Source organism: Streptomyces sp. NPDC020489 (genome assembly GCF_044386545.1).
In the GTDB taxonomy this organism is placed as follows: Bacteria; Actinomycetota; Actinomycetes; order Streptomycetales; family Streptomycetaceae; genus Streptomyces.
Genome location: NZ_JBIRUZ010000014.1, coordinates 180,853 through 193,605, shown reverse-complemented (window position 1 = coordinate 193,605; position 12,753 = coordinate 180,853). Strand labels below are relative to the sequence as shown.

The following is a 12,753-nucleotide window of genomic DNA, read 5'->3' as shown; positions in this document are numbered from 1 at the left end:
GACCGGCCGACCGAACCGAGGGAGTCACCATGCCGCGCTACCTGTCGCTCGTGCAGATCGACGAGTCCACCGCCCCCGCCGAGGGCCCCAGCCCCGAGCTGATGCAGCGTATGGGCGAGCTGATCGAGGAGATGACCAAGGCGGGCGTCCTGCTCGACACCGCCGGGCTCACGCCGTCCGCGCAGGGCACCCGGGTGCACTACAGCGGTGGCCGGACCTCCGTCACCGACGGGCCGTTCACCGAGGCCAAGGAGGTCGTCGGGGGATACGCCATGATGCAGTGCAAGGACATGGCCGAGGCCGTCGAGTGGACCAAGCGGTTCCTCCAGGTGCATGAGGAGCACTGGACGGTCACCTGTGAGGTGCGGGAGATCGCGGAGGGCTGACCCGCCCGCCTTGGCCGCGGGCGGGCGGGGGTGTTGCATGGGGGACTGTGAGCCCACAGTCCTCCGGCGACCCCCGGCACGCCATCGAGACCGTCTTCCGCATCGAGTCCCCGCGCGTGGTGGCCGCCGTCGCCCGGGTCGTCCGTGACGTCGGCATCGCCGAGGAACTGGCCCAGGACGCCCTTGTCGCGGCCCTGGAGCAGTGGCCCCGCGACGGCGTCCCCGACAACCCCGGCGCCTGGCTGACGACCACCGCCCGGCGCCGCGCCGTGGACCTGGTCCGGCGCCGGGAGAACTACGCCCGCAAGCTCCAGGAGATCGGGCGCAGCCTCGACACCACCGTCCCGGCGCAGGAGCCCGCCGACCCCGAGGACATCGACGACGACCTGCTCCGCCTGGTCTTCACCACCTGTCACCCGGTCCTGTCGCCCGAGGCCCGCATCGCCCTGACCCTGCGGCTGCTCGGCGGTCTGACCACCGCCGAGATCGCCCGTGCGTTCCTGGTCCCGGAGCCCACGATCGCCCAGCGCATCGTCCGCGCCAAGCGCACCCTCGCGACGCGCGACGTCGCCTTCGAGGTGCCCTACGGCCCCGACCGCGAGGCCCGGCTGGGCGACGTCCTCGACGTCATCTACCTGATCTTCAACGAGGGGTACGCCGCCACGACCGGCGACGACTGGCTGCGCCCCGGCCTGTGCGAGGACGCCCTGCGGCTGGCCCGTCTGCTGTCCGCGCTGATGCCGAAGGAGGCGGAGGTGCACGCCCTGGTCGCGCTGCTGGAGTTCCAGGCGTCCCGCGCCGCCGCCCGCACCGGCCCCGCCGGCGAGCCGGTCCTGCTGGAGCACCAGAACCGCCACCGCTGGAACCGCATGCTCATCGCCCGCGGCATCAAGGCCCTGGCCCGCGCCGACGCCACCCGCACCGGCGCCCCCGGCCCCTACGCCCTCCAGGCCGCCATCGCCGCCTGCCACGCGCACGCGTACACCTACGAGGAGACCGACTGGGCGAGCATCGCGACCCTCTACGGCCTGCTCGCGGTCCGCGCCCCCTCCCCGGTCGTCGAACTCAACCGGGCGGTCGCCGTGTCGATGGCCGAGGGCCCGGAGCAGGCACTGCGGATCGTCGACACCCTCACCGCCGAACCCGCCCTGCGCGACTACCACCTGCTCCCCAGCGTCCGAGCCGACCTGCTGGCCCGGCTGGGGCGCACGGCGGAGGCACGCGCGGAGTTCGAACGGGCGGCGGGACTGGCGCGCAACGGGCGGGAGAGGGAACTGCTGGCGGCGCGGCTGCGGTCACTGTAGGGGCGCGGGTGCGGTGACCCGGAGGGGTGCGGTCGTGGTCACTGGAGGGGTGCGGGGCGCGGTGACCCGGTGGGGCGCGGGCGTGGTCACCGGAGGGGTGCGGGCGCCCCGACCAGCATCGTCGGAGCCCCCGCGACCCGGGTCAGGAACACGGTCGCCGCGTGGGGGCCCTGCGGCTTCGGGAGCGCCTTCCTGCGCAGTTCCTCCGGCTCCACCGCCGACCCGCGCTTCTTCACCGTCAGGATCCCGACCTCGCGCTCCCGCAGCAGGGACTTCAGCTTCTTGACGTTGAAGGGGAGCCGGTCGGTGATCTCGTAGGCCGTGGCGTACGGGGTCGGCAGCAGTGCGTCGGCGGTGATGTAGGCGATGGTCGGGTCGATCAGCCCGCCGTTCAGCTCCTCGGCGACCTCGGCGACCAGGTGGGCGCGGATGACGGCGCCGTCGGGCTCGTACAGGTAGCGCCCCACGGGCCGGGCCTCGGGGTCGGGCAGGTCGCGGCCGAGGAGGGTGCGCGGGCCCGGCAGCAGGGTCGCGCGGACGGTGCCGGGCGCCGTGCCGAACCAGAGCACGGCCTCCTTCACGTCACCGCCGTCGGAGATCCACTCGGCCTCGGCCTCGGCGGGCACGGTCTCGTGCGGGATGCCGGGGGCGATCTTCAGCGCGGCGTGGGGCGCCCCGCGGGCGGTGTCGATCGCCCAGGACAGCGGCGGGGAGTAGGCCTCGGGATCGAAGATCCGCCCGCGGCCGCCGCGCCGGGCCGGGTCGACGAAGACGGCGTCGTACGAGGAGGTGTCGACGTCCGTGACGTCCGCCTCCCGTACCTCCATCAGGTCGGCCAGCCCCAGCGCCTCGGCGTTCGCCCGGGCCGCTGCGGCGGTGAGCGGGTCGCGGTCCACGGCGAGCACCCTGATCCCGGCCCGCGCCAGCGCGATCGCGTCGCCCCCGATCCCGCAGCACAGGTCGGCGACCGACCGCACCCCCAGCGCCACGAGCCGCTCGGCCCGGTACGCCGCCACGCTCGCCCGCGTCGACTGCTCCACCCCGTTGGGCGTGAAGAACATCCGCCCCGCGTCCTCGGCGCCGAACTTCACCGCCGCCCGCTGCCGCAGCCGCGCCTGGCCGAGGGCCGCGGAGACCAGGTCGGCGGGGTGCTCGCGGCGCAGCCGGGTGGCGACGGCGAGTTCGTCGGCGGGGGCGGTGTCGCGCACGTCGTCGAGGAGGGCGCGGCCCTCGGGGGTGAGGAGGGGGGCGAGGTCGTTCACCCGGTCATTGTGGGCCAGTCGGTGGACGGTCCGCCCCCGGCGGCGGTGTCGGGCCGGGATCAGGGCGGTGACTTGCCAGGATGCGGGGCCATGGGATCAGTAGGACAAAATGACAAAAGTCGGGTGGCTTGCAGGGCGGGGATCCGTGGCGGCCTCGCGGCGCTCGCCGTCGCCGCGATCGCCTCGGGCTGCACCCAGAGCGACGGCGAGACCGTCCGCCCGGCCCCCGGCCAGCAGCCCCTGAAGGCGGCGCCGGCCCGGGCCCTGGACGCGTACGCCACCAAGCTCCGCGCCTCCGCAAGGGTCGCGAAACGCTGGGGCCTGGCCAGAACCCCGCTCGCGCCCCCGGCACCGCCCGCGAAGAAGCCGCGGATCACCACCCGCGAGGGCTTCGAGGTGGCCGGGCACGAGGAACAGGGCCTGCCGCCCGTCTTCACCACGATCCCGACCGAGCAGAAGATCGTCTTCCTCACCATCGACGACGGCGCCGAGAAGGACCCCGCGTTCCTGCGGATGATGACCGAGCTGAAGATCCCGTACACCGCCTTCCTCAGCGACTACCTGGTCAAGGAGGACTACGGCTACTTCAAGAAGATGCAGGACGCCGGTGTCGTCCTCAACAACCACACGCTCCACCACCCCTACCTGCCGGGGCTGTCCTACGCCCGCCAGAGGCACGAGATCTGCGGCATGCAGGACGTCATCGAGGAGCGCTACGGCAGACGGCCGCTGCTGTTCCGCCCGCCGTACGGCAACTACAACAAGGACACGCTGCGCGCCGCGAAGAGCTGCGGGGTGAAGTACGCGCCGATCTGGAACGAGGAGGTCTTCGTCGACCGCTGGGACTACCGCGAGTGGGACCGGAAGATCCATCCGGGGGACATCGTGCTGAGTCACTTCCGCGGCCGGGAGGACTGGAAGGGCACGATGCCCGACATGATCCGCCGTTTCCTCGACAAGATCACCGCCGAGGGGTACGCGGTGGCCCGGCTGGAGGACTACCTGTGAGGACGCGGGTCGCGGTGGCCGCGGCCCTGGCCGCCCTCCTTCTCACCGGCTGTGCCCGGACCGCCGCCGACCCCACCGACCGGCCGGGCGGCACGGGGGCGCAGGGGGTGCGGCCGTTGGCCGGCTCGGCCGCCGGAGAACGGCCGTACGCCCGCTGGGGCCTGCGCGCCCCGCTCGCCCCGGCACCCCGCCCGGCCGCCCGCCCGGCCCTGGCGGGCACCCCGCTGCCGGTGCTCCGGCGCGTCCCGACCCGCGACAAGGTCGTCTTCCTGACCTACGACGACGGTGCCGAACAGGACGAACGCTTCGTCGACATGGTCCGCGCCCTGCGCCTGCCGGTCAGCATGTTCCTCACCGACAGCGTGGTGGGGCCCGGCTACGGCCACTTCGCGCGGCTGCGCTCGGTGGGCGCCTCGATCCAGAACCACACCCTCGACCACCCCGCCCTGCGCGGCCTGCCCTACGCCGGGCAGCGCGCCGAGATCTGCGGCCAGCAGGACAAGCTGAAGTCCCGCTTCGGCCTGCGCCCCAGCCTTCTGCGCCCGCCCTACGGGACGTACGACGACACGACCCTGCGCGCCGCGGCCGACTGCGGCCTCGCGGCGGTCGTGCTGTGGCGCGCCTCCATGGAGGACGGCGACCTGACCTACCCGCGCGGGGAGCGGCGCCTGGCCCCCGGCGACATCGTGTCCGTGGCGTCCCGGGGGGCCACGGGCCTGACGCTGGTGGAGCGGACGGCGCGGCTGCTGTGCGAGATCCAGGGGGCGGGCCTGACGGTGGGCAGGCTGGAGGACTACGTCTGACGCGTCGAATTAGCAGTCCGCTTGACCGAGTGCTAATCGCGGTCATAGTCTCGGGTCTGGCACTCCCCCCTGGAGAGTGCCAATAGCGACGGGCAGGTCCGGCACCCGCGACGACGGATCCACCTGGTCGCCACCTCAGACAGTTAACCCCGTGAGATCTCCGAAGGGGGAGGTCGGATCGTGACGACCACCAGCTCCAAGGTTGCCATCAAGCCGCTCGAGGACCGCATTGTGGTCCAGCCGCTCGACGCTGAGCAGACCACCGCCTCTGGCCTGGTCATTCCGGACACCGCCAAGGAGAAGCCCCAGGAGGGCGTCGTCCTGGCCGTGGGCCCGGGCCGCTTCGAGAACGGCGAGCGTCTCCCGCTTGACGTGAAGACCGGCGACATCGTGCTGTACAGCAAGTACGGCGGCACCGAGGTGAAGTACAACGGCGAGGAGTACCTCGTCCTCTCGGCTCGCGACGTGCTCGCGATCATCGAGAAGTAATTCACCCGCTTCCCTGCGAAGCACCGTTTTTCTGAGCTGCGCCCCGGGCCCCCGCGACCTTATGAAGCCGGGCGTCAGGGGCGCAGTTCGTTTCACCCACGTTTTCCGAGAGGGCTGAACCGCTCCCATGGCGAAGATCCTGAAGTTCGACGAGGACGCCCGTCGCGCCCTCGAGCGCGGCGTCAACAAGCTTGCCGACACGGTCAAGGTGACGATCGGCCCCAAGGGCCGCAACGTCGTCATCGACAAGAAGTTCGGCGCCCCCACCATCACCAACGACGGTGTCACCATCGCCCGCGAGGTCGAGCTCGACGACCCGTACGAGAACCTCGGCGCCCAGCTGGTGAAGGAGGTGGCGACCAAGACCAACGACATCGCGGGTGACGGCACCACCACCGCCACCGTGCTCGCCCAGGCGCTGGTCCGCGAGGGTCTGAAGAACGTCGCCGCGGGTGCCTCCCCGGCGCTGCTGAAGAAGGGCATCGACGCGGCCGTGGCCGCGGTCTCCGAGGAGCTCCTCGCGACCGCCCGCCCGATCGACGAGAAGTCCGACATCGCCGCCGTGGCCGGTCTGTCCGCCCAGGACAGCCAGGTCGGCGAGCTCATCGCCGAGGCGATGGACAAGGTCGGCAAGGACGGTGTCATCACCGTCGAGGAGTCCAACACCTTCGGTCTGGAGCTGGACTTCACCGAGGGCATGGCCTTCGACAAGGGCTACCTGTCCCCGTACTTCGTGACCGACCAGGAGCGTATGGAGGCCGTCCTCGACGACCCGTACATCCTGATCAACCAGGGCAAGATCTCCTCGATCCAGGACCTGCTGCCGCTGCTGGAGAAGGTCATCCAGACCAACTCCTCCAAGCCGCTGCTGATCATCGCCGAGGACGTCGAGGGCGAGGCCCTGTCGACCCTGGTCGTCAACAAGATCCGCGGCACCTTCAACGCGGTCGCGGTCAAGGCCCCCGGCTTCGGCGACCGCCGCAAGGCGATGCTCCAGGACCTGGCGATCCTCACCGGCGCCACCGTCATCTCCGAGGAGGTCGGCCTCAAGCTCGACCAGGTCGGGCTGGACGTGCTGGGCTCCGCCCGCCGCGTCACCGTCACCAAGGACGACACCACGGTCGTCGACGGCGCCGGCAACTCCGAGGACGTCACGGGCCGCGTCGCCCAGATCAAGGCCGAGATCGAGAACACCGACTCCGACTGGGACCGCGAGAAGCTCCAGGAGCGCCTCGCGAAGCTGGCCGGCGGCGTGTGCGTGATCAAGGTCGGCGCCGCCACCGAGGTGGAGCTGAAGGAGAAGAAGCACCGTCTGGAGGACGCCATCTCCGCGACCCGCGCCGCGGTCGAGGAGGGCATCGTCTCCGGTGGTGGCTCCGCGCTCGTCCACGCCGCGAAGGTGCTGGAGGGCGGCCTCGGCAAGACCGGCGACGAGGCGACCGGTGTCGCCGTGGTCCGCCGCGCCGTCGTCGAGCCGCTGCGCTGGATCGCCGAGAACGCCGGCCTGGAGGGTTACGTCATCACCTCCAAGGTCGCCGAGCTCGACAAGGGCCAGGGCTTCAACGCCGCCACCGGCGAGTACGGCGACCTGGTCAAGGCCGGCGTCATCGACCCGGTCAAGGTCACCCGCTCCGCCCTGGAGAACGCCGCCTCCATCGCCTCCCTCCTGCTGACGACCGAGACCCTGGTCGTCGAGAAGAAGGAAGAGGAGCCCGCCGAGGCCGGTCACAGCCACGGCCACGGCCACTCCCACTGAGCCCACCAGCTCACCGAAGGCCCGGCACCCGAGAGGGGTCCGGGCCTTCGCCCTGTCCGGGGGGCGCGCGCCGCGCCGCCCTACTGCTCCAGCGCGTCCAGCGCGCCCAACTGCGCCATCAGCCCCAGCCGGTCGTACTGCCACCAGCCCTCGGCGATCTTCCCGTCCGCCGAGCACCGGTGAATGGTGGTCCCGGTCATCGACACCCGCCTGCCGCTCGCCGGGATCCCCAGGAAGTCGCCGACATGGGTGCCGTTCCAGGTCCAGCGGGTGCACACCCGGTCGCCCTGGGCGAGCTGATCGTGGACGGTGAACCCGAAGTCGAACGCCGCCCGCCAGCCCTCGACCTCCTCGCGCACCGCGTCGCGCCCCACCACGTCCTGGTCGTTGGCGGGATCGTGGTCGTGGTACTCCGCGTCGAGCAGGTCCTCCAGCGCCGGCAGCGCCCCGCTCCCGGACAGGGTCTCGAAGAACCGCCGAGCGGTGGCCGCGTACAGCTGCTCGTCCCGCACCACGTCCAGATCGGTGAAGGTCGGCATCTCGTCGCACAGGGCGACGATCTCCTGGAAGATCTTCTCGGTCTCCGGCAGGCCGGAGTTGCGCATCGCCTCCTCGTACGACGGGAACTCCACGATCTCGACGAAGTGCGACGCGTCCGACCGGTCCTTGCCGACGAGGTCGTGCGTCGCCGTCCGCTTCCCCCTGGTCTGCTCGACCCACCTGTCCATCAGCTGGTTCATCTCTTCGAACCGGCTGGTCCTGCAGTCGATGAGCTGTACGAACGTCATGGTGCCGCCTCCGGTCCAGTCCCCCTGGGTCCGGTAGTACGGGACCATTCTCCTCCCGTCCGGGCCCCCAGCGCAGAGCTCGGCCCCGGGCGGCCGTGCCCTACTGAGGCCCGTACTTCCGGCCCGTCCTGGACGAGATCCCCCCGAGCAGGTTCCGGGGCACCACCTTCGCCATGCCCATCAGCGCCTTGTAGCGGGGGTCCGGGATGGACAGGGTCTTGCCGCGCGCGAGGTCGTGCAGCGCGGCCGCGACCAGCTTATCGGCGTCCAGCCACATCCAGCCGGGGATGTTGTCCGTGCCCATCCCGGCCCGCTGATGGAACTCGGTGCGCACGAACCCCGGGCACAGCGCCATCAGCCGGACCCCGCTGCCCGCCAGGTCCCGGGCCGCTCCCTGGGTGAACTGCACGACCCACGCCTTGGAGGCGCCGTAGGTGCCGCGCGGGACGAAGGCCGCCACCGAGGCGACGTTGACGACACCGCCGCGGCCGCGCTCCCGCATCCCCTCCGCCGCCGCCGACGTCAGCCGGAGCACCGCCTCGCAGTGCACCTTGAGCATCCTCAGCTCGTCGGCCATGGTGACGTCGAGATAGCGGCCCTTGTTGCCGAAGCCGGCGTTGTTGACCAGCAGGTCGACCGGGTTCCTGCGGTCGGAGAGACGGGCGGCCACCGCCTCGATCCCGGCGTCCTCGGCCAGGTCCGCGGTGAGGACCTCGGCCTCGATGCCGTGCCGGTCGTGGAGCTCGGTGGCCTGCTCGCGCAGCCGCTTGGTGTCGCGGGCCACCAGGACGAGGTTGTGGCCGTCGGCGGCGAGGCGCCGTGCGAACGCGGCACCGATGCCCGCGGTCGATCCCGTAATCAATGCCGTTGTCATGACGCAAGGTTAATGACCGGGACCGACAGCCTCCGCCTGCCCGGGGCCCGTCAGGCGCCGTGCTTCGCCACGTAGTCGAGCGCCGACTGCCGCACTTCCGGATGGAGCGCCTCGCCCGCCGCCAACAGCCGCGGCTGGAGCGGCCGTTCGGTGGTCATCGCCCGGAACGCCAGGGCGACCGTCACCTCGTGGTCGGGCCGGTGCACGATCTCGACCGGGTCCCCGGTACGGATCTCACCGGGCTGAATCACCCGCAGATACGCGCCCGGAGCGCCCTTCCGCGTGAACCGCTTCACCCACCGCTCCTCCGCCATATGGCCCTGGAAGGTGCCGCACGGGATCCGCGCGCTGGTGACCTCCAGCACCACCTCGGGCCCGATCCGCCAGCGTTCGCCGATCCGCGCGCCGGAGACGTCGATGCCCTCGGTGGTGAGGTTCTCGCCGAACGCGCCGTTGGCCAGCGTGCGGCCCAGCTCGCCCTCCCACTCGTCCAGGTCCTCGCGCGCCATCGCGTACACGGCCTGGTCGTCGCCGCCGTGGTGCTGCCGCTTGCACACCGCGTCCCCCGCGAGCCCGCTGCCGCCGATCCCCTTGGGACCGGGCGCGGCCACCCGCACCGGCGTGTCGACCGGGCGTTTGTCGATACCGGTGACGCCTTCGGGGTTGTCCGTGTACGCGACGGCCTTCTCGCGGCCCAGATTCACCGACAGAAGCTTCATGGCGGCACGGTAGGGGACGGGCACTCAAAGACGCCATGCATTATTCGGCGCCAGGTCAAAGCGTGGCTTATCCTCGACGCGTGATCGAAGCCCGCCACCTGCGCGTCCTGCGCGCCGTCGCCGCCACCGGTTCCTTCTCCGCCGCGGGGCGCGAACTGGGCTGCACCCAGCCCGCGGTGAGCCAGCAGATGAAGGCCCTGGAGGCGTCCGTCGGCACCCCGCTGCTGGTCCGCAGCGGGCGCGCGATGCGCCTGACCCAGGCGGGGGAGGCGCTGGTGCGGCACGCCGCCGGGATCCTCGCCGGACTGACGGCGGCGGAGGAAGAGGTCGCCGCCATCGCCGGACTGCGGGCCGGGCGCGTGCGGCTGGTCTCCTTCCCCAGCGGCAGTTCCACCCTCGTACCGACCGCGCTCGCGGCGCTGCGTGCCGCGCACCCGGGGACGCGGGTCTCCCTGGAGGAGGCCGAACCCCCGCAGTCCGTCGCGATGCTGAGGGAGGGCGACTGCGATGTCGCCCTCGCCTTCCGGTACGAGGGGGCCGCCCAGGAGGGCGAGTGGGACGACCTCGTCGTACGCCCCCTGCTGCGGGACCGTCTCGTCGCGCTCGTGCCGGAGCGGCACCGGCTCGCGGCCACCGGGTCCGTCGCCATCGGGGAACTCGCGCGCGAACCCTGGATCGCCGGATGCCCGCGCTGCCGGGGGCAGTTGGTAGAGGTGTGCGAGGGCGCCGGGTTCACGCCCCGCATCGACTTCGCGACCGACGACTACCCGGCCGTGGTGGGGCTGGTCGGCGCCGGTCTGGGGGTCGCCGTGCTGCCCCAGCTCGCCATCGAGTCGGTACGGCCGCGAGGCGCCCGGGTCGTCACGCTGGAGCCGGCCGTGCGGCGGGAGATCGTCGCGCTGACCCTGCCCGATCTGGCGCAGGTGCCCGCAGTGGCGGCCACCCTGGACCGGCTCGCGGAGGCGGCGGGCGGCAAGCAGTAAGGGCACGCGTGCGCGTGCCCTTATCGCAGAAACGTTCCTTCAATTGTTCGAGACGGCATGCCCACCGACCGACGACGCCGTCACCAGCCGGTTGCGGGCCCGCCCCATGAGCTCCTCGCGCTCGTCCTCGGTCAACCCGCCCCACACGCCGTACGGTTCTCTCACCGCCAGCGCGTGCGCCGCGCACTGGGCGCGGACCGGGCATCGCATGCAGACCTCCTTGGCCGAGTTCTCACGAGCGCTCCGGGCCGCTCCCCGCTCGCCCTCCGGATGAAAGAAGAGCGAGCTGTCCACCCCGCGACAGGCGGCCAGAAGCTGCCAGTCCCACAGGTCCGCGTTCGGTCCGGGAAGGCGGGAGAAATCTGCCATTGCGTGACCCCTTGTAGCCGTTCTGTGGCGGATTCGGTGTCTACGACCGTACATCTCCGATCTAAGGAGATGAAAATATGACTCATTGCGAATCTAGCCTCAGACACCAGGAAAAGGGAAGAAATAGGGCTAAATGGGGCACTGGTTGTGATGAAACGTTGTGGGTCCGTCGTGCATGTCTGCACCGTGTCCGCGCCCTCACGTAGAGTGCCGAAGATGGCACACGGCCCCGTAACTCTTTCGAGTGACCGTCGTTGAGAGTGCGAGGCGGTTGAAACAAGAAGTGCTCGGGCTAGTGTCCGAGACGGTCGACCGCACAGGTGACGATTTCGTACCAGCCTGGAGGCTCAAGGTGACGTGCATCAGCTGCGGAGGGCGGCCATGACTTCCGTCCTCGTCTGCGACGACTCCCCGCTTGCCCGAGAGGCGCTCCGCCGCGCGGTCGCGACCGTGCCCGGCGTCGAGCGCGTGACGACCGCGGCCAACGGCGAGGAAGTCCTCCGCCGCTGGGGCGCGGACCGCTCGGACCTGATCCTGATGGACGTCCGCATGCCCGGTCTGGGCGGCGTCGAGACCGTCCGCCGACTGCTGTCCGCCGACCCCGGTGCGCGCATCATCATGCTCACCGTCGCGGAGGACCTCGACGGGGTCGCCCTCGCGGTGGCCGCGGGGGCCCGCGGCTATCTCCACAAGGACGCCTCGCGCGCCGAGTTGCGGGCCACGGTCACGCAGGCCCTGGCCGACCCGACATGGCGGCTCGCCCCGCGCCGGCTGCGGTCCGCCGAGATGGGTGCCGCGCCGACGCTCACCGCGCGTGAGATCCAGGTGCTCGAAGGGATGAGCCACGGGCGGTCCAACGCGGAGATCGGACGGGAGCTGTTCCTGTCGGAGGACACCGTGAAGACCCACGCGCGGCGGCTGTTCAAGAAGCTGGGCGCGTCGGACCGGGCGCACGCGGTGGCACTCGGGTTCCGCTGGGGTCTGGTGCGCTGAGCAGTCGTAGGGCTGCGGGTCCTGTCGTGGCTGGTCGCGTGGTTCTCCGCGCCCCTGGAGGGGCGCGGTCGCGACGCCGGTCAAGCAGTCCATTCGGCGCCCGCTGCTCGTTTCGGCGCGGATGCCGCATCCTTGAGGTGTGGAGTCTCTCGGGGACGAGTCGGTCGAGCGGAAGGGGAGGGCGCAGGGGATGAGTTCCGGCGCACCTGCTCATAACGCTTCGGTGCACAACAACGGGCGCGATGCCACAGACGAATCGGCCACAAGGCACCATGGACCGATGCGCGAGGACGAGACGACGGTGATCGGTGGGCTCGTCCACCGCGCCGTCGACGGGGATGAGCAGGCCACGCATGACCTGCTCGCCCATGTCCACCCACTGGCGCTGCGCTACTGCCGCACCCGTCTGTCGCGGCTGCCCGGCGACGCCCGTCACTTCGTGGAGGACCTGGCGCAGGAGGTCTGTGTCGCCGTCCTCCTCGCCCTGCCGCGCTACCGGGACACCGGTCGGCCCTTCGAGGCGTTCGTCTTCGCCATCGCCGCCCACAAGGTCGCCGACCTCCAGCGCGCCGCGATGCGGGGCCCCGGGTCCACGGCCGTCCCGTCCGACGAGATGCCCGAGCGGCCGGACGACTCCCTCGGTCCCGAGGAGCGCGCCCTGCTCAGCAGTGACGCCGAATGGGCCAAGAAACTGCTGGCCAACCTGCCCGAGAACCAGCGGGAGCTGCTGCTGCTGCGGATCGCCGTCGGGCTGACGGCGGAGGAGACGGGCCAGATGTTGGGAATGTCACCGGGCGCCGTCCGGGTGGCCCAGCACCGGGCGCTGAGCCGACTGCGCGCCCTCGCCGAGCAGTAGTCGGCAGTAGTCCCTTGCCGTGGGGCCTTTGTGTCTTCGGTGAACACGTCGTACCCCGGTTCCGTACGAACATACGAAGCCGGTAGCCGGACGGAACCGTGGAATTCGGGACCCATCCTTCCCGTTAGCATGGACATCCGCACCGATCAAGGCCATTGGGGAA

14 protein-coding genes are annotated in these 12,753 nt (G+C 71.3%); 9 read left to right on the top strand and 5 right to left on the bottom strand.

Features of this window, described 5'->3' with window-relative positions; translation table 11 throughout:
* Window positions 1-29 precede the first annotated feature (29 nt).
* Window positions 30-386 (top strand): YciI family protein, encoded by a 357-nt coding sequence (locus tag ACH41F_RS32480; RefSeq protein WP_391234490.1) that lies wholly within the window; start codon window positions 30-32, stop codon window positions 384-386.
* A gap of 47 nt (window positions 387-433) precedes the next feature.
* On the top strand, window positions 434-1,690 hold the full coding sequence (locus ACH41F_RS32475) for a sigma-70 family RNA polymerase sigma factor (RefSeq protein WP_391234492.1): 1,257 nt from the start codon (window positions 434-436) through the stop codon (window positions 1,688-1,690).
* Window positions 1,691-1,776: 86 nt separating this feature from the next.
* Here the strand turns inward: ACH41F_RS32475 and ACH41F_RS32470 are convergent, their stop codons facing one another.
* Entirely contained in the window at window positions 1,777-2,952 is a 1,176-nt protein-coding gene (locus ACH41F_RS32470; RefSeq protein ID WP_398838704.1) for a methyltransferase domain-containing protein, read from the bottom strand.
* A gap of 90 nt (window positions 2,953-3,042) precedes the next feature.
* Between ACH41F_RS32470 and ACH41F_RS32465 the strand changes: the two genes are divergently transcribed.
* From ACH41F_RS32465 to groL, 4 genes are all read left to right on the top strand, one after another.
* Window positions 3,043-3,960 (top strand): polysaccharide deacetylase family protein, encoded by a 918-nt coding sequence (locus ACH41F_RS32465; protein ID WP_398838702.1) that lies wholly within the window; start codon window positions 3,043-3,045, stop codon window positions 3,958-3,960.
* Window positions 3,957-4,763 carry a polysaccharide deacetylase family protein gene (locus ACH41F_RS32460; protein ID WP_398838700.1) on the top strand — a complete coding sequence of 269 codons (807 nt, stop codon included), beginning with the start codon at window positions 3,957-3,959 and terminating at the stop codon, window positions 4,761-4,763. Before ACH41F_RS32465 ends, ACH41F_RS32460 begins: the two co-directional genes overlap by 4 nt.
* A gap of 180 nt (window positions 4,764-4,943) precedes the next feature.
* Entirely contained in the window at window positions 4,944-5,252 is a 309-nt protein-coding gene (groES, locus tag ACH41F_RS32455) for a co-chaperone GroES (RefSeq protein WP_003998759.1), read from the top strand.
* A 127-nt stretch (window positions 5,253-5,379) separates the two neighbouring features.
* Window positions 5,380-7,008, top strand: coding sequence for a chaperonin GroEL (gene groL / locus ACH41F_RS32450; protein ID WP_391234500.1), 1,629 nt, complete (start codon window positions 5,380-5,382; stop codon window positions 7,006-7,008).
* Between the two features lie 80 nt (window positions 7,009-7,088).
* Here the strand turns inward: groL and ACH41F_RS32445 are convergent, their stop codons facing one another.
* The 3 genes from ACH41F_RS32445 to ACH41F_RS32435 all read right to left on the bottom strand — a co-directional run bounded on the left by ACH41F_RS32445 (window position 7,089) and on the right by ACH41F_RS32435 (window position 9,389).
* Complete coding sequence (locus ACH41F_RS32445; protein ID WP_398838698.1) at window positions 7,089-7,796, bottom strand: ester cyclase; 708 nt, start codon at window positions 7,794-7,796, stop codon at window positions 7,089-7,091.
* Window positions 7,797-7,896: 100 nt separating this feature from the next.
* Window positions 7,897-8,670, bottom strand: coding sequence for an SDR family NAD(P)-dependent oxidoreductase (locus ACH41F_RS32440; RefSeq protein ID WP_391234504.1), 774 nt, complete (start codon window positions 8,668-8,670; stop codon window positions 7,897-7,899).
* A gap of 50 nt (window positions 8,671-8,720) precedes the next feature.
* Window positions 8,721-9,389: an MOSC domain-containing protein gene (locus ACH41F_RS32435; protein ID WP_391234506.1), complete on the bottom strand. Its 669-nt coding sequence runs from the start codon at window positions 9,387-9,389 to the stop codon at window positions 8,721-8,723.
* 80 nt (window positions 9,390-9,469) lie between these two features.
* On the opposite strand from ACH41F_RS32435, the gene ACH41F_RS32430 reads away from it, so the two are divergent.
* The gene (locus tag ACH41F_RS32430) at window positions 9,470-10,372 is read left to right on the top strand and encodes a LysR substrate-binding domain-containing protein (protein WP_391234508.1); all 903 of its coding nucleotides are present in this window, start codon (window positions 9,470-9,472) and stop codon (window positions 10,370-10,372) included.
* Window positions 10,373-10,411: 39 nt separating this feature from the next.
* Here the strand turns inward: ACH41F_RS32430 and ACH41F_RS32425 are convergent, their stop codons facing one another.
* The gene (locus ACH41F_RS32425; RefSeq protein WP_046261616.1) at window positions 10,412-10,741 is read right to left on the bottom strand and encodes a WhiB family transcriptional regulator; all 330 of its coding nucleotides are present in this window, start codon (window positions 10,739-10,741) and stop codon (window positions 10,412-10,414) included.
* Window positions 10,742-11,122: 381 nt separating this feature from the next.
* Between ACH41F_RS32425 and ACH41F_RS32420 the strand changes: the two genes are divergently transcribed.
* Together ACH41F_RS32420 and ACH41F_RS32415 are read left to right on the top strand one after the other, a co-directional pair.
* Window positions 11,123-11,734 (top strand): response regulator transcription factor, encoded by a 612-nt coding sequence (locus tag ACH41F_RS32420; RefSeq protein ID WP_003948568.1) that lies wholly within the window; start codon window positions 11,123-11,125, stop codon window positions 11,732-11,734.
* Between the two features lie 190 nt (window positions 11,735-11,924).
* Window positions 11,925-12,590, top strand: coding sequence for an RNA polymerase sigma factor ShbA (locus tag ACH41F_RS32415; protein ID WP_391234511.1), 666 nt, complete (start codon window positions 11,925-11,927; stop codon window positions 12,588-12,590).
* Window positions 12,591-12,753 lie beyond the last annotated feature (163 nt).

Coding starts and splice junctions, on each gene's coding strand:
- ACH41F_RS32480 (WP_391234490.1), top strand. CDS start 30: ATGCCGCGCTACCTGTCGCTCGTGCAGATCGACGAGTCCACCGCCCCC.
- ACH41F_RS32425 (WP_046261616.1), bottom strand. CDS start 10,741: ATGGCAGATTTCTCCCGCCTTCCCGGACCGAACGCGGACCTGTGGGAC.
- ACH41F_RS32465 (WP_398838702.1), top strand. CDS start 3,043: ATGGGATCAGTAGGACAAAATGACAAAAGTCGGGTGGCTTGCAGGGCG.
- ACH41F_RS32440 (WP_391234504.1), bottom strand. CDS start 8,670: ATGACAACGGCATTGATTACGGGATCGACCGCGGGCATCGGTGCCGCG.
- ACH41F_RS32435 (WP_391234506.1), bottom strand. CDS start 9,389: ATGAAGCTTCTGTCGGTGAATCTGGGCCGCGAGAAGGCCGTCGCGTAC.
- ACH41F_RS32415 (WP_391234511.1), top strand. CDS start 11,925: ATGAGTTCCGGCGCACCTGCTCATAACGCTTCGGTGCACAACAACGGG.
- ACH41F_RS32445 (WP_398838698.1), bottom strand. CDS start 7,796: ATGACGTTCGTACAGCTCATCGACTGCAGGACCAGCCGGTTCGAAGAG.
- groL (WP_391234500.1), top strand. CDS start 5,380: ATGGCGAAGATCCTGAAGTTCGACGAGGACGCCCGTCGCGCCCTCGAG.
- ACH41F_RS32420 (WP_003948568.1), top strand. CDS start 11,123: ATGACTTCCGTCCTCGTCTGCGACGACTCCCCGCTTGCCCGAGAGGCG.